The organism is Methanomassiliicoccaceae archaeon DOK, from assembly GCA_009911715.1.
Classification (GTDB): domain Archaea; phylum Thermoplasmatota; class Thermoplasmata; order Methanomassiliicoccales; family Methanomethylophilaceae; genus Methanoprimaticola.
Genome location: CP047880.1, coordinates 1,709,492 through 1,730,564, shown reverse-complemented (window position 1 = coordinate 1,730,564; position 21,073 = coordinate 1,709,492). Strand labels below are relative to the sequence as shown.

Annotated in this window: 20 protein-coding genes, 1 tRNA gene and 1 pseudogene; 12 read left to right on the top strand and 10 right to left on the bottom strand. The window is 60.6% G+C overall.

The annotated features are described in order from the left end of the window. Positions 1–4: 4 nt before the first annotated feature. Genes JS82_08730 through eif1A form a run of 4 tightly spaced genes read right to left on the bottom strand, consistent with a single transcriptional unit; the run spans position 5 to position 2,933 of the window. The gene (locus JS82_08730) at positions 5–1,228 is read right to left on the bottom strand and encodes a tRNA pseudouridine(54/55) synthase Pus10 (GenBank protein QHK18180.1); all 1,224 of its coding nucleotides are present in this window, start codon (positions 1,226–1,228) and stop codon (positions 5–7) included. A 9-nt stretch (positions 1,229–1,237) separates the two neighbouring features. Then, positions 1,238–1,786 carry an RNA-processing protein gene (locus JS82_08725; protein QHK18179.1) on the bottom strand — a complete coding sequence of 183 codons (549 nt, stop codon included), beginning with the start codon at positions 1,784–1,786 and terminating at the stop codon, positions 1,238–1,240. After that, positions 1,783–2,589, bottom strand: a complete 807-nt coding sequence (locus tag JS82_08720; protein QHK18178.1) for a serine protein kinase RIO — start codon at positions 2,587–2,589, stop codon at positions 1,783–1,785. The genes JS82_08725 and JS82_08720 overlap by 4 nt, the downstream gene beginning before the upstream one ends. A gap of 14 nt (positions 2,590–2,603) precedes the next feature. Continuing rightward, positions 2,604–2,933: a translation initiation factor eIF-1A gene (eif1A, locus tag JS82_08715; GenBank protein QHK18177.1), complete on the bottom strand. Its 330-nt coding sequence runs from the start codon at positions 2,931–2,933 to the stop codon at positions 2,604–2,606. 153 nt (positions 2,934–3,086) lie between these two features. Between eif1A and JS82_08710 the strand changes: the two genes are divergently transcribed. Continuing rightward, positions 3,087–3,162: transfer RNA gene (locus JS82_08710), tRNA-Glu, on the top strand. Positions 3,163–3,296: 134 nt separating this feature from the next. Here the strand turns inward: JS82_08710 and JS82_08705 are convergent. Genes JS82_08705 through JS82_08695 form a run of 3 tightly spaced genes read right to left on the bottom strand, consistent with a single transcriptional unit; the run spans position 3,297 to position 5,681 of the window. Beyond that, positions 3,297–4,406: a hypothetical protein gene (locus JS82_08705; GenBank protein ID QHK18176.1), complete on the bottom strand. Its 1,110-nt coding sequence runs from the start codon at positions 4,404–4,406 to the stop codon at positions 3,297–3,299. Between the two features lie 4 nt (positions 4,407–4,410). Further along, on the bottom strand, positions 4,411–5,232 hold the full coding sequence (locus JS82_08700; protein QHK18175.1) for a phosphoribosylglycinamide formyltransferase: 822 nt from the start codon (positions 5,230–5,232) through the stop codon (positions 4,411–4,413). A 38-nt stretch (positions 5,233–5,270) separates the two neighbouring features. Continuing rightward, the gene (locus JS82_08695) at positions 5,271–5,681 is read right to left on the bottom strand and encodes an archease (GenBank protein QHK18174.1); all 411 of its coding nucleotides are present in this window, start codon (positions 5,679–5,681) and stop codon (positions 5,271–5,273) included. Between the two features lie 82 nt (positions 5,682–5,763). Here JS82_08695 and JS82_08690 point away from each other — a divergent pair, with 82 nt between their 5' ends. Continuing rightward, a complete protein-coding gene (locus JS82_08690; GenBank protein ID QHK18173.1) occupies positions 5,764–6,402 on the top strand; it encodes an HD domain-containing protein in 639 nt (212 codons plus the stop codon). Here the strand turns inward: JS82_08690 and JS82_08685 are convergent, their stop codons facing one another. Next, complete coding sequence (locus JS82_08685; protein QHK18172.1) at positions 6,403–7,059, bottom strand: cyclic nucleotide-binding domain-containing protein; 657 nt, start codon at positions 7,057–7,059, stop codon at positions 6,403–6,405. 101 nt (positions 7,060–7,160) lie between these two features. Here JS82_08685 and hcp point away from each other — a divergent pair. The 8 genes and pseudogenes from hcp (at position 7,161) to JS82_08645 (ending at position 16,680) form a co-directional block, all read left to right on the top strand. Then, positions 7,161–8,687 (top strand): annotated as a pseudogene (gene hcp / locus JS82_08680) (hydroxylamine reductase). A gap of 134 nt (positions 8,688–8,821) precedes the next feature. Next, positions 8,822–9,628, top strand: coding sequence for an aspartate dehydrogenase (locus tag JS82_08675; GenBank protein ID QHK18171.1), 807 nt, complete (start codon positions 8,822–8,824; stop codon positions 9,626–9,628). 126 nt (positions 9,629–9,754) lie between these two features. Further along, positions 9,755–10,798 carry a M24 family metallopeptidase gene (locus JS82_08670; protein QHK18441.1) on the top strand — a complete coding sequence of 348 codons (1,044 nt, stop codon included), beginning with the start codon at positions 9,755–9,757 and terminating at the stop codon, positions 10,796–10,798. A 14-nt stretch (positions 10,799–10,812) separates the two neighbouring features. Then, positions 10,813–12,204, top strand: coding sequence for a hypothetical protein (locus tag JS82_08665; protein QHK18170.1), 1,392 nt, complete (start codon positions 10,813–10,815; stop codon positions 12,202–12,204). Beyond that, positions 12,201–13,526: a hypothetical protein gene (locus tag JS82_08660; GenBank protein ID QHK18169.1), complete on the top strand. Its 1,326-nt coding sequence runs from the start codon at positions 12,201–12,203 to the stop codon at positions 13,524–13,526. Before JS82_08665 ends, JS82_08660 begins: the two co-directional genes overlap by 4 nt. Positions 13,527–13,699: 173 nt before the next feature. Beyond that, entirely contained in the window at positions 13,700–14,980 is a 1,281-nt protein-coding gene (locus JS82_08655) for a DUF4143 domain-containing protein (GenBank protein ID QHK18168.1), read from the top strand. A 44-nt stretch (positions 14,981–15,024) separates the two neighbouring features. Then, complete coding sequence (locus JS82_08650) at positions 15,025–16,440, top strand: FMN-binding glutamate synthase family protein (GenBank protein ID QHK18167.1); 1,416 nt, start codon at positions 15,025–15,027, stop codon at positions 16,438–16,440. 9 nt (positions 16,441–16,449) lie between these two features. Further along, positions 16,450–16,680: a hypothetical protein gene (locus JS82_08645; GenBank protein QHK18166.1), complete on the top strand. Its 231-nt coding sequence runs from the start codon at positions 16,450–16,452 to the stop codon at positions 16,678–16,680. Positions 16,681–16,692: 12 nt separating this feature from the next. Here JS82_08645 and JS82_08640 read toward each other — a convergent pair whose 3' ends face one another. Both JS82_08640 and ilvC read right to left on the bottom strand, forming a co-directional pair. Then, entirely contained in the window at positions 16,693–17,073 is a 381-nt protein-coding gene (locus JS82_08640) for an AfsR family transcriptional regulator (GenBank protein ID QHK18165.1), read from the bottom strand. A gap of 23 nt (positions 17,074–17,096) precedes the next feature. Then, positions 17,097–18,083: a ketol-acid reductoisomerase gene (ilvC, locus tag JS82_08635; protein QHK18164.1), complete on the bottom strand. Its 987-nt coding sequence runs from the start codon at positions 18,081–18,083 to the stop codon at positions 17,097–17,099. Between the two features lie 158 nt (positions 18,084–18,241). Here ilvC and JS82_08630 point away from each other — a divergent pair, with 158 nt between their 5' ends. Together JS82_08630 and JS82_08625 are read left to right on the top strand one after the other, a co-directional pair. After that, a complete protein-coding gene (locus JS82_08630) occupies positions 18,242–19,615 on the top strand; it encodes a sodium-dependent transporter (GenBank protein ID QHK18163.1) in 1,374 nt (457 codons plus the stop codon). Positions 19,616–19,699: 84 nt separating this feature from the next. Beyond that, the gene (locus tag JS82_08625; GenBank protein ID QHK18162.1) at positions 19,700–21,067 is read left to right on the top strand and encodes a sodium-dependent transporter; all 1,368 of its coding nucleotides are present in this window, start codon (positions 19,700–19,702) and stop codon (positions 21,065–21,067) included. Positions 21,068–21,073: the final 6 nt, after the last annotated feature.

The window sequence follows — 21,073 nt, the reverse complement described above, 5'->3', positions numbered from 1 at the left end:
TCCCTCATGGTTCGTGATAGTTGATCGCCAACACGTCGAGGGTCTCGACCCTGCACTGCACGCCGAGTCTCTCCGAGAAGCTCGGGGTGCTGCGTCCGTCGTCTCCGGACACGAATTCCTTCACATACGTCCCCGAATCGGTCTCCAGTTCGAGATCGAATGAGTCGTCTGTTATCGCGTCCGCCTCGACCCAATGGATCATCCTCTTCCTCACCAGGTCGGCCCTTCTGTGCTCGACACGGCGTGGAGTCCTCTGATCTATATTGGCGTTCTTGAACGATAAGGCAACCTCAATTACTGCCTCTTTATTAACTTTACCCTCTGCGAGCACATGCACGCGGTAAACCTTGTCCGCCGCGGCCTCCTTGTACCTCTCCACCGCCTCGCGCTGTACGTAGTGCAGGTCGTTGAACGCCGCCAGCTCGTTGTCCGACCTCCTCTTGAGCTCGTCGAGGTCGATGTGCCTGGTCCTGGGGCTGCTGATCTCCAGCACGAAGGGCCTTCCGTCACCCAGCATGCGGGCGTCGATGTCCTCCCTGCCCATGCCATGGAAGAAGTGCTCCTTGCCGCCGGTCATCTCCAGGGCGACGTCGCCTATGATCTCCTGCACGGACGTCTCGTACATCTTCCCCTTGCCGTGGCAGTGGTCGCATCCCTTTCCGTGGCACACCCTGCACGGCCAGATGGTCTGGGGGATCTCGCGGCTGAACTTGTTGTAGCGTCCGGCGATGAACACCGGCGCGATGTCCACGGAGACGTCCGCGAAGCGCGTGTCCACCAGGGCGACGACCTGGGGGTTCTTGAACTCCACCGGGCGGTGCATCCTAGGCAGGGCGAGCTTCCCGATCTCGCGGTTGAGCTCGGCCTTGATGGGCTCCGCCTGCTCCAGGCCGTACCTCTCCCACAGCTCCTTCTCCCTCTGGACTATCTCAGGCTCCACCCTGGTGCCGATGAGGAAGTTGTCGGACTCGATGCCGTCCATCGCCTCCACGGCGGCGTCGGCGAACCTGTCCAGCAGCTCGAACACGTTCTCGCAGAGGGGGCAGAACTCGGCCGCCGGGGCCTCGACGCCCTCCTCGGCCAGGGCCTCGCGGATGTCTAGACCCCTGTTGACGTTGGTGGTGCCGGTGCCTATCTTCCCGAACATGCGTCCGAGGCAGTGGTCGCACAGACCCATCTCCGCCAGGGCCCTCGCGCTGTCGCGGTTCTCGTAGATCCACTCCTCCATGCCGTCACCTCAAAGGTCGAATCCCATCTCGGCGATCCTGAGCCTGGGGCGCTGGCTCTCCAGGTAGTGGTACACGGTGGCGTGCTCGCTCCCCTGCAGGATCAGCTCGACGGCGTGCTTCGCGACGGGGAGGCTGATCGAGTTGCCGATCAGCGAGACCGTGTTCCCGTAGATCATCATGTCGCACCCGGTGAGGTCCTCGATGATCCTGCGGGTCTTACCGTCCTTGCCGATGAGCCTGCCTCTTATCCTGGTGATCTGGTTGCTCCTCTCGCCGACGAACTCCTTCAGGTCGACGACCTCCAGGTACTCGTCGTCGTCGAACAGTCTCATGGCCTTCTCGGGGTTGAACCCCCTCCCGACGGCTTTGATGACGTCCTGGATCTTCAGTGCCATGACGGGATCCTCGAGCTCCACGTCGTCGTGAATCAGGACCTCGCCCTCCTCGGTGTCGATATCGAGCTTGATTCCGGAAATCTCCTGGAGGGTCTTCTTCGTCTCCCCGCCCTTTCCGATGAGCGTACCCACCCTGTCTGCGGGTATCCTAATGGATCTCATTCCTCTTCCTCCTCTTCGTCCTCGTCGTCGTCCGTCCCGTTGACGGTCTCGTCGAAGACCACTTTGTCGTCGATGACGTCCGCGCCCCTCTTCCTGAAGAACGCGTTGATGTTCCTGATGTCCCTCTCCAGCAGCTCCCTGGCGTTGTAGTGGTCCGTGGTCATGGCCTGGCCGACGTCGATCATTATCGGCTGCCCGTCCTGCATCAGGATGTTGTACTCGCTCAGGTCCCCGTGGACGAGGTGCGCCTCCTGCCACCCGTCGATGATGAACGAGATCACCTCGTCGTAGGTGTCGGTCGGGTCCTCCAGGACCACGTCCCTCAGCTGGGGGCAGGGCCCCGTCTCGTCGCCGATGAACTCCATAAGCAGGCAGTTCTGGGCGAACGTGATCGGCTCCGGCACCGGGATCCCGGCGTCGGCGTACCTGGCGAGGTTCTTGAACTCCTTGTTGACCCAGGCGTAGATCATCTTCCACCTGTTCCCGGTGACCCCCCTGAACCTGGGGTCGCCCTCCACGTACTTGGAGACCCTCTTGAAGGTGGAGGTGGATGTGCGGAAGATCTTGAGGGCGAAGCCCTCGCCGTCCTCGTCCGTGACGTAGAACACGTTGCCCTCCTTGCCGGTGGACACGGGGTAGTGGACGAGGTCGATGTACCCGGAGGTCATCATGTCGTAGATTGTGAGAAGGGTCTTCTTGTCGAAGACCTCCGCATCGGTCTGACGCTCGTCGCCGGTGCGGTTGGTTTTGAGGGCGTCCACATGCCTCTCGAGGTATGCGTACGCCTCCTCGTAGGAGGTCATGTGGTGCTCCCCTCTCAGAATATGTCAAGGTTCTTCGGGACCTTGCCCCTCTTGCTGAGGTTGACTGCCTGGGTCTTCGTGTACCTGAACCTGACGTCGCATTTGTCGGGCTGGAAGTCCCAGACGGAGATGATCAGGAGGTCACCCTCCCTTATCCACATCCTCTTCTTGATCTTGCCGGGGATGCGTCCCACGCGGGAGACTCCGTCCTCGCACATGACCTTTATCTTGGATGCACCGAGAAGCTGATCCGCTATCCCGAACATCTCACCTTCCTTGATATTGGGAAGACGTACACGTGTTACGTCCTCATCCGGGCTCTCCAGCGGTTCGTTGTCGGCCATTTATATCACTCCGATAATAAAGCGCTATTAAAGGCAACACATTAAAAAGCTTTCGCCGTGGAGCTTTTCGTACTGCAGCCGCGTCCAACTCATGTCCGCGACCGCTTCCCCCGGCAATACGCTTATAAACAAGGTCGCGATGGCTCTGTCTACGCTCTGGTAGTGTAGCGGCCAATCATTCGGCCCTTTCGAGGCCGACACTCGGGTTCGAATCCCGACCAGAGCACCATGGTTTCTTCCAATCTTCAATCATTTCCTTCAGGAACGTGACGGCTCCCGAAGGGGTCGAATCTTTAGAACGATCAATCTCGAGACTTTAGCGGAACAAACCATTTTGACAACTACTGCCGGTCTGGTGCGTCATCAGGCTCCGAGGGTCTTTTTCCTGTACTCGGCGCTCTTCGCGGCGATCTCGTCCACGTTCTTCCTGTCGACGATGTACACTTCGGGGAGCTTCCTCGGGTGCGCGGCCAGCATGGCGTCGACCAGGTTCCTGTCCGGGAACTCGGCCTCCTTCAGGTACTTCCTGTCCCAGTTGCGGGCCAGGTCCAGGACGGCCTCGATGCCGCGGTTGAAGAACTGCTCGGCGAACACCGCCCCGACGGTGGAGTCCTTGGAGAGGATCGCGATGGTGCTGCCCCTGACCGCGAAGTCTGTTCCGTTGAACGCGACGGACACGCCTCCGGCGTCCCTGACCAGGTCGAGGGACTGGAAGTCGGTGTTGTCGCTGCCGATGTAGAAGGTGCTGTCCAGGTCGATGTTGGTCTGACGCCTGATGTCGAGCAGCTGGTACGCCTTCTTGTGAGATGTCACGGGGACCACCGACTCCATGAGGCTCATGGCGTTGAGCCCCGGGATCTGCTCCTGGATGATGTCGTCCATGGTCCTGATTATCTTGACGTCCGCGGCGTCGACCTCCATGGGGACGTTGAGCTCGTATTCGACCTTGGGGATCCTCAGCGCGGATATGGTCTCCGCCATCTCCCTCAGCTTCCTGGACTCCGCCCTGCTGAACTGGACGTTGTCGACCTCCATCTTTGTGCAGAACGACTCGCAGAGGGGCGTGTCGAGCTGCTCGGACACCCTCATCATGCCGTGCTCGTAGAGGGACGTGTTGATGAAAGAAGGCATCTGGCTGGCGATGTAGCGGACTGCCATGGTCGCGCCGGGCATGAGCTGCATGTCCTCCATGCCGAACCTGTCGATGAGATGGTCCGTGGCCCCGTTTGCCTTGAGGAACGGGACGACCCACTTGACGAAGTTGCCCGCTGTGGCCTCCTCCCTGCCCAGGACGTAGGCGGTGAGCTCGTCGTATCTGACCAGCACGTCGAAGAAGTGGGCCCCGTTGCGGATGAACCTGGCGCAGAGGTCCCGCAGGTAGTTGTTCTTGGTGATGAATCCGCGGCAGTTGCAGACGAATATCCTGTCCGGGAACAGGCCCAGCTCCTCCGCGGGATCGAACTCTCCTGGCATGCGATCACTCCAGCGCGGCGTCGACCTGCTCCGACAGGTCGTAGGGACCGTCCAGCCTCCTGTCGCCGGCGTACAGATTCTTGTCCTCGATCCTGACCCTGCCGTCGGCGAAGGCGCCGATGGTCGCGACTATCAGGGGGAGCTCGCGCTTCGCGCCGTCCTCCCTGATCCTCTTGAACAGCGGCTCGTCCTGGCCCTCCTCGGTCTTGATCTGGTCGAGCGTGCTGGCTCCAAGCTTCGCGTGCATCCTGTCCCAGAGGGCGTCGTAGTCCCCGCCCCTGATGGGGAAGCCGCAGTAGGTGATGGCGGCTCCGCGGTCCCATTCCTCGGTGCATATGTGCATCATGGCGCCCTGCCTCTCCGCGTCCTCGGAGATGAGCTGCCATATGACCTCCTGCCAAGTGCCCTTGGGCCCGTCCGGGAGCGCGGGATGCAGGTTCAGCATGTCGTACTCCCTGCAGGTCTCGTCGTCCATCCAGAGCATGTATCCAGCGAGTATCCCAAGGTCGAACGGGTACTGGCCGGTGAGCCTCCTGAGCTCCTTCCCGTACTCGTTCCTCCAGGCGGTCTGGTCCTCCTTCCAGAGCTCCGGCATGAATCTCTTCCAGGAGAGGGTCACCAGCGGGATGCCGTAGCCTTTCACCATGTCGAAGAAGATCTGCCTCTGCTCCCTCTTGGGGTTGTCCTCCTCGTCGTTGTCCCAGTTGCAGAACACGAACGAGATCTCGATGTCGAGCTCGCCCTGCTCCTTCTTGTCCATGACGGCTTTCAGGAGATTGCGGGATCCGGGGCCCCTTCCGGTGGAGAACCAGCCTAGTCTGAGCATGTCCCGCGGAATGTCCTCTATAATAATTGAATTGTGCGTCATCGGACGTCGAACAGGACGGTGACCGACGGCGTGTCGCGGTCGATCTCCATCATGTGGTAGGTCACAGCCTTCACCTCCGACCTGACCCTGTGGCGGGTCCTGTCCAGGGTCTCGCCCCTGGCGTGGCAGACCACGTCGTCGCCCTCGAAGCGCACGTCGAACTCCTTCAGGATCAGGTTGTCGCAGTCCTCTATGAAGAGGAGCTCGGACAGGAACGAGTACAGGCGGTCCTCGTCGTCGATGCCGCTGACCCTGATGTCCGTCTCCTCGGATGTCCCGATGCCGGAGAGGTCCACCGTCTGGTCGAAGAGGGCGTAGCCGGCGTTGGCGAAGCATTCCTCCAGGGTCTCTCCGAATGCCCTGACCATCATGTCTGCCGTGTGGTCCACGAGGACGTAGCGTTCCATGGGCACGGTTAAGGCGTTCCCGCTTATGAATGCGACCAATGCCGCAGGGGCGGGTTGAAGTCAGGGACACACATGAGGGTGCATGGACGAGTCCGTATTCGCGAACGCACGCGGCTTCCTGGAGTCCCTCTTCGAGGGCGACAGCGGCGGCCACGACATCTGGCACACCATTCGCGTGCATGACATGGCGGTGGCGATCTGCCGTGAGGAGGGAGGCGACATGGGCGTCGTGAGGCTGGCCGCGCTACTGCACGACGCCGACGACAGGAAGCTGTTCGGCGACAACGGTTACGCCAACGCCCGCCGCTTCATGGAATCCGAGGGGATCCCGGCGGAGACGCAGGACGAGGTCATCCGCATCATCTCGCAGATCTCGTTCAGGGGCACCGATTCCGTCGTCCCCGACACACTCGAGGGCAGGATAGTCCAGGACGCGGACAGGATGGACGCCATCGGGGCGATCGGCATCGCCAGGGCGTTCGCCTACGGGGGCAGCCGCGGACGCGCCATGCACGTTCCGGGCGAGGAGCCCAGGACGGGTATGGACGCGGAGCAGTACCATGCCAACAGGGGCACCACGGTCAACCACTTCTACGAGAAGCTGCTCCTGCTTAAGGATTCCATTAACACCGGGGCGGCGAAGCGCATGGCCACTGCCCGCCATGAGTACATGGTCGGGTTCCTGGACGAGTTCATGGCCGAATGGGATGGTTCCAGGTGATCATTTCAGCACGAAGTGGTTCTTCTGGAACTCTATGATGCCCTCGCGCTGCATCTTCCCCAGTTCGGTGGACATGGCGCTCCTGTCGACACCCAGGTAGTCGGCCATCTCCTGGCGGTTCATGCCGATCATGAAGTCGCTGGATCCGGCCGCTCTAGCCTGATCCGATAGGAATGCGCAGATCTTCTCCCTGGTGGACCTCTTAGCCAGCTGGTCCAGGCGGCGGTTCATCACCATGGACGTCCCGGCGAGGTTCCTCATCAGGTTCTTGACCAGGCGGTTGTGGAACTCGCACGAGGAGTTGCAGACGTTCGCCGCCCTTCCCACATCGAGGAACATGACCTCTGTGGGCTCGCTCGCGACGATGCTGACGTCCAGAGGGTCGGAGGTGCAGGCGTACTCGGTGCAGATCGGCATCCCCGCGCCTACATCGCCGAGAACCGTCCTGTTCCCCCACCAGTCCTCGCGTACGACTCTCACGTTCCCTGCGAGTACCACGCCGAGGCATTCTGTGCGGTCCCCGCGACGGAATAGGAACTCGTCCTTGGCGTATCTGCGGGTGAACGCGCCGAGGCACTTCAGCATGGTCTCCATCTCACCGTCCTCTATTCCCTCGAACAGCCCCGTGTTCCTGAGGATCTGACTCCTGCCTCTCATGATATCAGTTGTAAAAACAACGTTTTGATTATATTTATAACATTCAGATGAGGAAGCACACGATGATTCGTGGAGTTGAACTCATGGAATCCGAGATACCTATGTTCTGTTTCCAGTGCGAGCAGACGGCGGGAGGCGCCGGCTGCAAGGGGAGGAGCGGAGTCTGCGGCAAGACCAGCGAGGTCGCGGCGCTCCAGGACGAGCTCACGGGCGCTCTCGTGGGACTCGCGTCGTCGCCGGCTCTCGAAGGGCTCGGCGGGGATGCCGACTTCGCCGTCATGAAGGCGCTGTTCGCCACATTGACCAATGTCGACTTCGACGCCGAAGACATCAGAGACCAGATCTCAGAGATCGTCGCCCTCTCGGGCGGAGTTCCCGCGTACGACATGGGATCCGTCTGGAATGCGCAGGAGGACGTCCGTTCGCTGAAGTCGCTGATCCTGTTCGGGATACGCGGTATGGCGGCATACGCATACCACGCGGCGGTCCTGGGCAGGACGGACGGAGAGGTCGTCGACACGATGTACCGTGGGCTGAGGGCCGTCGGGTCCGACGCGGGGTCGGACGAGCTTCTGGCTATGGTCCTGGAGGTCGGGAAGTCCAACCTGAGATGCATGGAGATGCTGGACGAGGCCAACCGCGAGGCGTTCGGTGTGCCGTCGCCCGTGAAGGTCTCCACCGACATCGGGAAGGGTCCGGCGATCATAGTCACGGGCCACGACCTCGGGGACCTGAAGGCCCTCCTCGAGCAGACCGAGGGCAAGGGGATCTCCATCTACACACACGGTGAGATGCTGCCGGCCCATGCCTACCCCTAGCTGTCCAAGTTCGGCCATCTCAAAGGGCATTACGGCACCGCCTGGCAGAACCAGAGGTCCGAGTTCGACGGGATCGACGTTCCCGTGCTCTTCACGACCAACTGCCTCATGCCTCCGAAGGACGGCTACAAGGGCAATGTTTTCACCTCGGGCCCCGTCCGCTACCCCGGGACGGTCCACATAGACGACGGGGACTTCACTCCGCTGATCGACAGGGCGTTGTCCCTCGGAGGGTTCTCGGAGGACCGTGCCGGCACAGTGGAGTACACCACGGGATTCGGGAGGGAGGCCGTCCTGTCCAACGCGGAGGCCATCGTGGAAGGCGTCAGGTCCGGCGCCATCAGCCACTTCTTCCTGGTGGGCGGATGCGACGGGGCGAAGCCCGGGAGGAGCTACTTCAGGGAGTTCGTGGAGAAGACGCCCTCGGACTCCGTGGTGCTCATGCTCGCATGCGGCAAGTTCCGCTTCAACGACCTGGACCTCGGGGACATCGGCGGCATACCCAGGCTCCTGGACATGGGGCAGTGCAACGACGCCTATGGCGCCATCAAAGTCGCTCTGGCCCTTGCCGACGCGTTCGGGTGCGGTGTCAACGACCTGCCGCTCTCCATGGTGCTCTCCTGGTACGAGCAGAAGGCCGTCTGCATCCTGCTGACCCTACTGTACCTCGGTGTGAGGGGCATCTACCTCGGCCCCTCCCTGCCGGCGTTCGTATCCCCGGGTGTGCTGAAGGTCCTGGTGGACAACTACGACATCCATCCGATCTCGGACGTCGACGCCGACATGGATGCGATGCTCGGGAGGGACTGAGGTCAAACACAGGCGGGTCTCACCCGCCTTTCTACGATTAACGCAGAATAATTGCGGAATACGTAGAAAAACAGGAATTTTCCATCAGAATTGTCACCAAGTCTAATATACAGCGGATTTTGGTACGCCCCTTCATGCGCATAACAATAGTGGGGTGCGGATCCATCGGATCCAAGCTCGCGAAGGCCGCCGACGAGATGGCAGAGGTCAAGAGGATCTACCTCATGGACGAGGACCATCCCAGGGCGGAGAAACTCGCGGAGGCCCTGAACAAGGCCATCGTCATCAACGATGTGGAGGAGGAGCTCTACCACACCGACCTGGTCATAGAGGCCGCCTCCCAGAAGGCCGCCACGGCCATCGTCCCCAAGGTGGTCGCCAGAGGCGTGGACATAATGATCATGTCCGTCGGAGCCCTGGTGGACGACGAGTTCAGGGAGATGGTGAAGGAGAAGGCCATCCAGTCCGAGGCCAAGATCTTCATCCCGTCCGGAGCGGTCTGCGGTACCGACGGCCTCCGCTCGTCCGCCGTGGGCGAGCTGGACGAGGTGGAGCTGATTACCACCAAGGGACCCAAGAGCCTGGAGGGCGTCGACTGGATTGAGGACCACGGGATCGACGTCGACACGCTCACGGAACCCACGACCGTGTTCTCGGGCACCGCCAGGGACGCGGTCAAGCTGTTCCCCAAGAACATCAACGTCGCAGCCACCGTATCCCTCCTGGGGGTGGGATTCGACAAGACGAAGGTAACGATCGTCGTGGACCCGTCCATACACAGCAACTCCCACGAGCTCAGGGTCAAGGGCGAGTTCGGGCAGATGACCTGCCACACCTACAACGTGCCGTCCCCGGACAATCCCAAGACGTCCTATCTCGCCGCGATGTCCGCGATCTCAGCCCTGAAGAGGATCGTCAGGAACGAGTGGATCGGTATCTGAGGGGGCGGGGGCAACCCCTCCTCCCGACTTTCCATCTCTTGCGAGACAAAACCCAAAATAGAATCTGTATGATACACAGGCATGCCTAAAACAAGGGCCGAGAGGCTCATTTCCAATGCAGAGGGTATGGACGCCGTAGTCATAGCCAACGACGGCGAGCCGTTCCTCGATTCCACGTTCTGGTACCTCACGGAGCAGAACTCCGGCACCTTCGAGGGGTCTTTCGCCATCGTGAAGTCCGACGGTTCCATGGACGTCCTGGTGAGCATCCTGGAGGAGGAGGGCGCCCGCGAGGGGGCCGGGAACATTTGCGTCTACCACGACCGTGCCGAGCGCGAGGCGTTCATCAGGGACGCGCTGAAGGGCTGCACGAAGGTCGGGTTCAACGTCAACTCAGCCACCTATGCCGCGGTGGAGTATGTGAAGAAGGTCGCCGAGGGCATAGAGGTGGTCAACGCCGGCAAGGCCATCTCCGCGACGGTCTCCGTCAAGGACGAGAAGGAGATAGCAGCGACCAGGGAGGCCTGCAGGATATCCTCCGTCGTAGCGGGGGAGATCCCGGACATGCTGTCGGAGGGCGTCTCCGAGAAGGAGGTCGCGGCCAGGATGGACGCGCGCATGAGGGAGCTCGGCGGGACGGGCAACGCGTTCGACACCATCGCGGCATTCGGAGCATACTCCTCACAGCCCCATCACATGCCCTGCGACTACAGGCTCAGGAAGGGTGACACGGCGCTGTTCGATTTCGGAACGAAGTACGACCGCTACTGCTCCGACATGACGCGCACCGTCTTCTTCGGGAAGCCCCCCGAGATCCTGGAGAGGGCCTACGAGGTCGTCCTGGAGGCGCAGAGGGCGGGCATCGCGGAGTACCGCGACGGTGCCAGCGCCAGCGTGGCCGACATCGCAGCCAGGAGGATCATCGACGAGTCCGAGTTCAAGGGGAAGTTCATCCATACGTTCGGCCACGGCATAGGCATGGACGTCCATCAGGACATCTCCATCTACTCCAAGTCGGATCAGATCCTCCGCGCGGGCAACGTGGTCTCCGCGGAGCCCGGCATCTACATACCCGGCGTGGGCGGAATCAGGATCGAGGACACCTGTCTCATAACCGAGGACGGGTGCGAGGTCCTGACCTCCTTCGACCACTCCTTCACGGTGGTATGATGCAGGCGGTCATCATGAAGGCCGAGCAGGCCCAGGACATCCTGCACAAGGCGGTGGACAGGATGCAGGACCTCGGCGCGGAGTTCTCGGACGCGAGGTCCCAGACGGTGAGGGTCACCGGAGTGAGCTCGATGAACGGGGACATCCGCCAGCTGGTTCAGAAGAGCACCGGAGGGGTGTGTCTCAGGGCATGGGCCGGCGGGAGGTGGGGCTACGGCACCGCCACGTCATTCGACCGCGAGGATGTGATGAGGGCCGCGGAGCAGGCGGTCCGGAACGCATCGGGGGAGAGGAAATCGGACCTGATGCTGGAGCCCGCCACGGTCAGGGAGCACAGGAGGGCGGACGTACGCATCCATCCCGATTCTGTGGACCTGTCGGAGAAGATCGCCGCCGCCCAGGACCTGGACAGGGCCCAGGCCGTCGATGACCGCATCATCAACCGCGTCGGCTCCTACTCCGAGGAGGTCAAGACCAACGCGCTGGTGAACTCCGCCGGTTCTGACCTGAGCTGGGAGGAGGTCCGCACACTGTGCAGGGCCATGTCTGTCGCGGCGGACGGCCAGAGGATGGAGCGCTACTACGACGGGCCCGACAGCACGCTCGGGTACGAGGTCGTGAGGGACGCCGATCTGGAGGAGCTCGGAAGGGTCACGGCGAGGGAGGCAATCGAGACTCTCAAGGCAGACAGGGCCCCGTCGGGCAATCTGACTGTCATATCCGACCCCATGGTCTCCGGTCTGCTGGCACATGAGGCCATGGGCCACGCGTCGGAGGGCGACGAGATCACCAAGAGGAGGTCCTTCCTCACGGGCGCGGTGGGAAGGAAGGTCGCATCGGACATAATCTCCATGTACGACAACGGCACGGTGCGTGGAGCCCACGGATCGGTCCCGTTCGACGACGAGGGGACCCCGTCGTCATGCACCACCATAATCGACCACGGTGTATACCAGGGGTACATGCACAGTCTGGAGACAGCATCCCAACTGGGTGTCAGGCCCACCGGGAACGGCAGGGCGGAGAACTACGGGAAGAGGGTCTGGGTCAGGATGACCAACACCTACTTCGGACCCGGCGAGTGGGACCGCGACGAGATCATCGCCGACACCAGGGACGGGATCCTGTGCGACAAGATGGTCAACGGAATGGAGGACCCCGTGGGCGGATGCTTCGAGGCCAAGTGCCTCAGGGGCTTCCTCATCAGGAACGGTGAGATCGTCAAGCCCCTTCAGTCGTTCACCCTCACCGGCAGGTCCGTGGACATCCTGTCCTCGGCGGACGCCCTGTCGAAGGAGGTAGTCCTGGACGGCGGGATGTGCGGCAAGGGAATCGAGGACTGGGTCAGGGTCTCGTCGGGAGGCCCGTACATGCGCGCCAGGATGATCGTGGGGGGAGGACAGTGAGCGACATCGGATACTACGCGGAGAAGGCGATGGAGGCCGCCAGGGGGTACGGGCAGTCGGAGGTATACGTCTCCGAGGCCGTCATAAACACGGTTTACATCGACGATTCCAAGATCAGCAACATCGAGACCAAGCTCGACGCGGGCCTGATGGTCCGCGTTGCGGACGGAGGCAGGCAGGGGAAGGCATCAGTCACCCTCAACGGCGAGCAGTCGGTCCGCGAGTGCATGTCGATGGCCGAGTCCGTCCTCAGGTACTCCCCGGAGAGCACCGAGTTCAAAGGGTACGCCCAGCCCGGGCAGGCGAGGATCGCCCTTCCGGACGTGTGGGACAGGAAGGTCGAGGACGTGACTCCCGACGACCTCAGGGAGATGGCCAAGTTGCTCATCGACAGCTGTCCCGTCAACATCCCGAGGGCGCAGATCAGGGTCTCGACCAACGACTGCAGGGTCATGAATGGCAACGGGGTGGACTGCGCACACAGGAGCACGCTCGTCTACGGACACTTCACATCCATGACTACGAAGGAGCATCCCGGCGAGGGGATGGAGACGTTCCACGGGACGCACCTCGACATCGACCTGCCCGCCATCGGCGAATCCCTCGCCCGCCAGGCCAACAATGCCGCGGCCAGCCACGAGTTCAGGGGCTCCGAGAGGCTGAGCATGATACTGCCGCCCGGTCAGCTGGGCGACATGATGAACTCGTCCGTCGTCGCGGCGGTCAACGGGGAGAACGTGAAGTACGGCAGGAGCATGTGGAAGGACTCCCTCGGACAGCAGGTGGCCTCGGAGCAGTTCACGGTCGTGGACGACCCGACGGTATCCGCGCCGCTGTCTTGCGTGTTCGACGACGAGGGGACACCGACGGAGAGGAGGGTCGTCATCGAGGACGGCGTACTCAGGTCGTTCCTCAGGGACTCGTTCTGCGGGGACAGCACCGGCAACGGGATGCGCAGATCTAGCGTAGAGGCCCAGGGCGCGTACGAGCGCACCCCCGTCATCAAGGCTCTGAACGTCACCGCGAAGCCCGGCAGGTACACACCTGAGCAGATAATCGAGCAGACGGACCGTGGAATCTTCGTCGAGAGGTTCGCGTGGCCGGAGGCCGACGAGATGACGGGCAGGTTCGGACTGAACGTCAGATGCGGCTACATCATCAGGAACGGGGAGATCGTGGACACGATCAACAACGCCCTCCTGATGGGCAACATGCTGGAGGCGGTCAGGAACGTGGAGCTGATAGGCAACGACCTCTGTCAGATGGGTGTCGTCACTGTACCGACCATGAGTTTCTCCAGGACGGAGCTGGTCGGAAACTGACCGGCCCCGTTCCAAACCTTTTATCATTTTTGAAAACCACGGAATGAAACCTTTGAAAACCACGGAATGAAACCTTTGAAAACCACGGAATGAAACCTTTGAAAACCACGGAATGAAACCTTTGAAAACCACGGAATCGAAAACATAATAAATTATCAAATTGTCATCATATCATGGTTCTGACCAAGAACGGGTACCGTGCGAGACTCGTGGATAGGAACATCTCCCTTACACTTGAAACGATGGGGGCAGTATGCATAGAGGGGCCGAAGTGGTGCGGAAAAACATGGACGGGGCTGAATCACTCCGAGAGTGTTATCGATCTGTCCGATTCCAAGAACGATTTCGCCAACAAAAAACTGGCCGAGGTCGATGTGTATGAAGCGCTCAACGGAGCAAGGCCCCGCATGATCGATGAGTGGCAGGATGTGCCCAAGGTCTGGGACGCAGTTCGTACGACCGTATCCTCTGACAGTCTTAAGGGGGCATTTGTGTTAACAGGATCATCGACTCCTGTACGCAAAGGAATAATGCACAGTGGTGCGGGGCGTATAGCAACGGTGCGCATGCGTACGATGTCTCTATTCGAATCCGGTGACTCGTCCGGGGCCGTGTCTGTATCCGATCTTTTCGAGAGCAAAATGAAGACAAGGACAATAGACGACGTCACATTGCGCAAACTCATTTATTTGACCCTCCGTGGAGGTTGGCCACAATCCATAGGAGTGGATATTGACAAGGTAACAATCCTGAGTAGGAACTACCTTCAGTCGATTCGCGATGAGGATTTCGTCAAGATAGACGGGAAAAAGCGCGATGCAGAGAGGGTGAGAAGAGTCATCACCTCTCTAGGACGTAACGAAAGCACCGTTGTCTCAAACAGGACCATATTGAAAGACATTGAGGAATACGATGACGATAAAATGGATCCGGATACCGTGGCTGACTATCTGGGGATTCTGGATCGCATGTTCCTCACAGAGTACCAGTATGCCTTCAATCCAGGGCTGAGGTCATCATACAGGGTGGGTAAAAGTCCAAAGCGGCATCTTACGGATCCATCTCTGTCTGCCGCATCGATGAACGCCTCTGTGGATGGTCTTCTCAATGATCTGAACACCTACGGTTTTCTTTTCGAAGGGATGTGCGAACGGGATCTGGCGGTATACGCCGCGACCCATGGTGGCACCGTGAAGCACTATAGGGACAGTGCTGGTAACGAGATGGATGCGGTTGTAGAGCTGGGTGATGGTCGTTGGGGAGCATTCGAAATCAAACTCGGGATGAACCAGGTGGATGAGGCATCCGAGAAGTTGCTGAATCTCAGCGAGAGGTTCAGGAGCAGCAGTCGCAGGCCACCATCGTTCCTGTGCGTGTTGGTAGGCATGTCATCGTACGCGTACCAGCGTGAAGATGGTGTATATGTCGTACCCATAACTGCGTTGGGTCCGTGAGGACGACCCAGACCGTTATAACGCCGTGTCCCGATATGTGCACTATGGCACGCTACAGATGCTCCGTTTGCGGCGAGATTTACGATGAAGAGGATGAGGGTGTGAGGTTCGAGGACCTGCCCGATGACTGGGTGTGCCCTCTCTGCCATTCCCCCAAATCCGCTTTCGTGCTCATGGACGATGACGGGGGATCCCCGGTTCCTGAGACTCCCGAGAAACCGTCGGAACCTGTCCCGGAGGGCGGAATCGACGTTCCCCAGAACCTGAAGAGACACGACGGCGGAGTCATGGACGACATCCATGAGATGGCTCTCACAGGGAGGAGCATCGACAGTGCGATGGACACCACGATCCCGGTTCCGAATTTCGACGACATCCTGTTCCTGGGCGCCCAGCTCGCCAGGGCACCCAAGGACAAATGGGAGGAGGTCTCCATCCGCACTGTCATAGGCAAGGGATCGAAGAGGCCGATGGAGCTCGAGATGCCAGTTTACATCAGTCACATGAGCTTCGGAGCGTTGTCGGGGAGGGCGAAGGTCGCCCTGTCCAAAGGTAGCGCGATAGCAGGGACCGCCATGTGCAGCGGGGAGGGGGGCGCCCTGTGGGACGAGATGATCGCCGCGCACAGGTACATCTTCGAGTACATCCCCAACCAGTACAGCTTCAACGACATGACGCTGGAGCACTGCGACGCGATCGAGATCAAGATCGGCCAGGGCACCAAGCCCGGGATGGGCGGTCATCTGCCCGGGGAGAAGGTCACGGAGGTCATAGCCACGATGAGGGGCAAGCGCCGTGGCGAGGACATACTCAGTCCGTCGAAGTTCCCCGGCATCGACACCCCGGAGGACCTGAAGGCGATGGTCGACATGCTCCGCAGCAGGTCCGGCGGGCTTCCCATAGGCGTGAAGATCGCGGCGGGCCGCATCGAGGAGGACCTCGAGTTCATATCCCAATCCGGATGCGACTTCATCACGATAGACGGCAGGGGAGGCGCTACCGGCTCGTCCCCGAAGTTCCTCAAGGATGCCACATCCGTGCCCACCGTCTACGCCCTGTCCAGGGCCAGGAGGTATATGGACGAGCACGGCATGGGGCAGGAGCTGGTCATCACCGGCGGGTTCCGCACAAGCGGGGACTGCATCAAGGCCCTCGCGATGGGCGCCGACGCCGTCGCCATGGCGTCCGCCCCGCTCATGGCGCTGGGATGCCAGAGGTACAGGGCATGCAACACCGGGAAGTGCCCCATGGGGATAGCCACGCAGGATCCCGAGCTGGAGTCCAGGCTGGACCAGGAGGCAGGAGCCGTGCGCGTCGGCAACTACCTCCGCGCCCTGGCGGACGAGCTCAGGGCGTTCCTGAGGGCGTCCGGTCACGGTGACATCTCCGAGCTGTCCCTCGACGACCTGTGCACCGTGAGCTCGGAGATCTCCGAGAACGCGGGGATCAGGCATGCCTGAGGCGGTGACATGACCGAGGACAGGTTCGAGGTCATCCACCGTGAGGGCGGTGCCCTGGCGGATGCCGGGATAAGGATGGTCCTGAGGGACAGGGAGACGGGAGTGTGCTATCTCTGGCTCTGGAGCGGCAACGGGGGTGGGCTAACACCCCTCCTGGATGCCGACGGGAGACCTCTGGTTAAGAAGGGCCGAGGATCCGGTACACATCAGTCTGCATCCAGACGGAGCCGAGCACGATGATGCATCAATAAATCAGTAGGGCGGGACCAGTGTGAGCTTCTGCCTGTCACCGGCGGCTTCCAGTCCGGAGCAGTCGCCGACCATCCTGCCGATCTTGATGACCGGGTAGGGTGCGACCGGCTTCCCATCCTCGCCGCTCAGAGGGGTCGGCCCGTAGAAAATGCAGAACGCGCCGGGGCCGGGCCAGTAGGCGATGTCCCCGACCTCGAGCTGCGTGGTGCGCCCCTCCTTGGGCTGGATCGCGTAGAGGGGGCATTCGCAGTAGATCATCCCGCCCAGCATGTTGATGTCCATGCTGAGCGGGAGTGAGAGCCAGATGGCGTTTGAGATGTCCGACCCGTCCAGGTCCCCGAGGAAGTCCCCGTTTCTCGTCCTGACGATCATCCTGCTCATCTCGCCACCTGGCCTGTAGGGTTTCAGTTCTTCCTCTCGAAGAGCTGGCGGATCTCCTTTCCGGTGATCTCGAGCTGCAGCTTCTTCTCGTCCTCTTCCATCTTCTTGAGGTTGACGAGTCCTGCGGCCCACTCGGCCCTCCACTCGTCCTTGAACTTGCCGTTCTCGATCTCCTCGAGGATGGATTTCATGCCCTCGGCGGACTGCTCGGTGATGACCCTGTCCCTCCTGGTCATTCCGCCGTACTCGGCGGTGTTGGAGACGACGTTCCACATGAGCTCGAAGCCGCCCTTGATGATGAGGTCGTCGATGAGCTTGGTCTCGTGGAGGACCTCGAAGTAGGCCATCTCGGGAGGATATCCCGCATCAGTCAGGGTCTTGAATCCCTGCCTGATCAGGGCCGTGAGTCCTCCGCAGAGGACGGACTGCTCTCCGAAGAGGTCGGTGTACGTCTCGTTGTCGAAGGTGGTCTCGAAGACTCCGGCGCGGGTGGATCCGAGTCCCTTCGCGAGTGCAAGGGCGATCTTCTTGGCGTTGCCGGTGACATCCTGGTGGATGCATATGAGGGCGGGGACTCCGAATCCCTCGGTGAAGACGAGCCTCTCCATGTCTCCGGGGGCCTTGGGCGCCATCATGATAACGTCGACATCCGCCGGGGGCTGGATCAGCTTGTAGGTGATGGCGAAGCCGTGTGCGAACTCGAGTGCGGCGCCCTTCTTCAAGTTGGGCTCGACGTACTCCTTGTAGATGTCGGGCTGGACCTCGTCAGGCAGGAGCATCATGACGACATCTGCGTCCTTGACGGCGTCAGCGAACTCCGCGACCTTGAGGCCGTCCTCCTTGGCCTTGTTCCAGGACTTTCCGTCCTTCCTGACTCCGATCGTCACATCGATCCCGGAGTCGTTGAAGCACAGAGCCTGGGCCCTTCCCTGGGACCCGTATCCCAGGACGGCGACTTTCTTGCCGTCGAGGACTTTCAGGTCCGCATCTTTATCGTGATAAAGCTGCATGGTTTTCACACCTGTGGGTGCGTACTCTGACATCCGATTTATACCTTGTTTACGGCATCCGCCGACGCGTAGATGCTTGTACAGTCAAGGCCCGGAACGCTGGACAGTCTCCTCCGTGTCGCAAAACATCAAATATCGCATGAGTCGTCGTGACCGCGATGGAGACCGTCGAAAAGCGTGGCGGGTTCTCGGGCAGGCTGGGTTTTATCCTGGCCACTGCCGGAGCCGCCGTAGGACTCGGGAACCTGTGGCGCTTCCCATATCTGGCCGAACAGTACGGCGGAGGGATATTCCTCCTAGTCTACCTCATACTAGTGGTAACGTTCGGCGTGGTCATGGTCATCACCGAGCTGGCCATAGGCAGGCGCACCGGCAAGTCCTGTTTCGACGCCCTCATGGACCTCTGCGACAAGTACCCGATCATCGGGTGGATCGCCATGCTGGTGCCGATGATCATAGTCCCGTACTACTGCGTCATCGGCGGATGGGTCACCAAGTACTTCGCCGACTACGCCGTCGGTGCCGGGTCGGACCTCGCCGGAGCCGGATTCTTCGACCAGTTCATCTCCATGGACCTCGGAGGGGTCTTCGACAGCCCGCTCCCCTGGTTCCTGATCTACGCGTTCCTGACCATCGTGGTCGTCGTGTTCGGCGTGGAGAAGGGCATCGAGAGGATGAGCAAGATCCTCATGCCCGCCCTCTTCGTCCTGCTGATCGCCATCTGCGTGTACATGTTGACCATCGACGGGATCTCCGAGGGGCTGAAGTACTACCTCGTCCCCGACTTCGACAAGCTGTCCTTCTCCACTCTCGCGGGAGCGGTCAGCCAGCTGTTCTATTCCCTGTCCATCGCCATGGGCATAACCATCGCCTACGGGTCGTACATGCGCAAGCAGGACAACATAGAGAAGTCCGCCTACACCGTGGCCCTCACAGACACCACGGTGGCGTTCCTGTCCGGTCTCATGATCGTCCCCGCATTCGTCCTGTTCTCCGGGAGCACCGACATGACAAGCGGCTTCGGGCTCCTCTTCACCACCATGCCTCAGGTTTTCGGCACCATGCCGGGAGGGGAGGTCGTGGGAATCGCGTTCTTCCTGCTCGCCATGTTCGCCGCACTCACGTCGTCCATCGCCCTCATGGAGGCGGTGGTGTCCGTCCTCAGGGACCATTGGCACATGACCCGCTTCCGTGCATGCGTGATAGTGTCCATAGGGATACTGATCCTGGGGCTGCTGTCGTGCCTGGGATTCGGACCGCTCAGCGCCGTGGCGCCGTTCGGTATGAGCTTCCTCGAGTTCTTCGATTTCATCACCAACTCCGTGATGATGCCGATAGTCGCGCTGATAACGTGCATCCTGATCGGATACGTCGTGAAGTCCAGGTACGTCATCGACGAGGTGGAGTCGTCTGGATGCGAGTTCAGGATCAAGACGATCTATCCGTACATGATCAAGTACGTGTGCCCTGTGATCCTAGTGATAATCCTCGTCGTGGGAGTGCTCGGAGGCATGGGCATCTACACCATCTGATGCGGTCGAATCCCATCTCCCAGGCCTGTCGCCGTTCCTTCGAAGAGCCGAAATTATTATAATCTCCAACACTTGGACGGAGATATGGAGCATGCTGCATCGCGCGGCAGCTTCTCGGGGAGGCTGGGTTTCATCCTGGCTGCCGCCGGGTCGGCGGTTGGTCTCGGGAACCTGTGGCGCTTCCCGTATCTTGCCGAACACTACGGAGGCGGTGCCTTCCTTGTAACGTACATCATCCTCGTGGTGACCTTCGGCGTCGCTCTGATGATCACCGAGATCGCAATCGGTCGTCGTACCGGAAAGTCCTGCATCGACGCCTTCCTGGATCTCGGCGAGAAGTACAAGGTCGTCGGATGGATAATCGCCATCATCCCGCTGATCATCGTCCCCTATTACTGCGTCATCGGCGGATGGGTCACCAAGTACTTCGTGGAGTACATGGCGGGGATGGGATCAGAACTGGCCAACGGGTCATTCTTCGGCGATTTCATGTCCGCATCCATGACCGGGGTCTTCGACAGCCCCGTCACGTGGTTCGCGATCTACGCGGTCCTGACCGTGGCGGTCGTCGCCTTCGGGGTTCAGAAGGGCGTGGAGAGGATGAGCAAGATCCTCCTCCCCGGGCTGCTGGTGCTCCTCGTGGGGATCTGCCTGTACATGCTGACGGTTGATGGCATCACCGAGGGGCTCTCGTATTACATCGTCCCCAACTTCGACGACTTCTCCATGAAGACTGTCCTCGGTGCGATGGGGCAGCTGTTCTATTCCCTGTCTCTGGCGATGGGAATAATGATCACATACGGTTCGTACATGAGGAAGAACGTGGACATCGAGAAGTCGGCTTACACGATATGCCTGATGGACACCTGCGTGGCGTTCCTCTCCGGTCTGATGATCGTCCCCGCGGTCGTCGTGTTCATAGGCCCCGGGATGGGGGACGGGTTCGGTCTGATGTTCGAGACCATGCCCCTCGTGTTCGAGACCATGCCCGCAGGGCACATCGTCGGCGCCGTCTTCTTCCTGTTGGCGATGTTCGCCGCATGGACGTCTTCGATATCGCTGTCCGAGACGGCAGTCTCCATCTTCAGGGACAGATGGAAGTGGCGGCGTTCCATGGCCTGCATCGCATGTCTGGTGCTCATACTCGGTCTTGGGATACTGTCCTGTCTGGGATTCGGCCCGCTCAGCGGCATCACCATCTTGGGCATGACGTTCCTGGAGTTCTTCGACTTCATCACGAACTCCGTGCTGATGCCGATAGCGGCGATAGTGACCTGCATCATCATCGGTTACTTCGTCAAGACGAAGTTCGTGACGGAGGAGATCGAGTCGTCCGGACGGTTCAGGCTGAAGCCCATCTACAACGCACTCATCATGGTCGTCTGCCCGCTGTTCATGGCCATCATACTGGTGACGGGCCTTCTCGACTATTTCGGAATATACACTATCTGAGGTGAT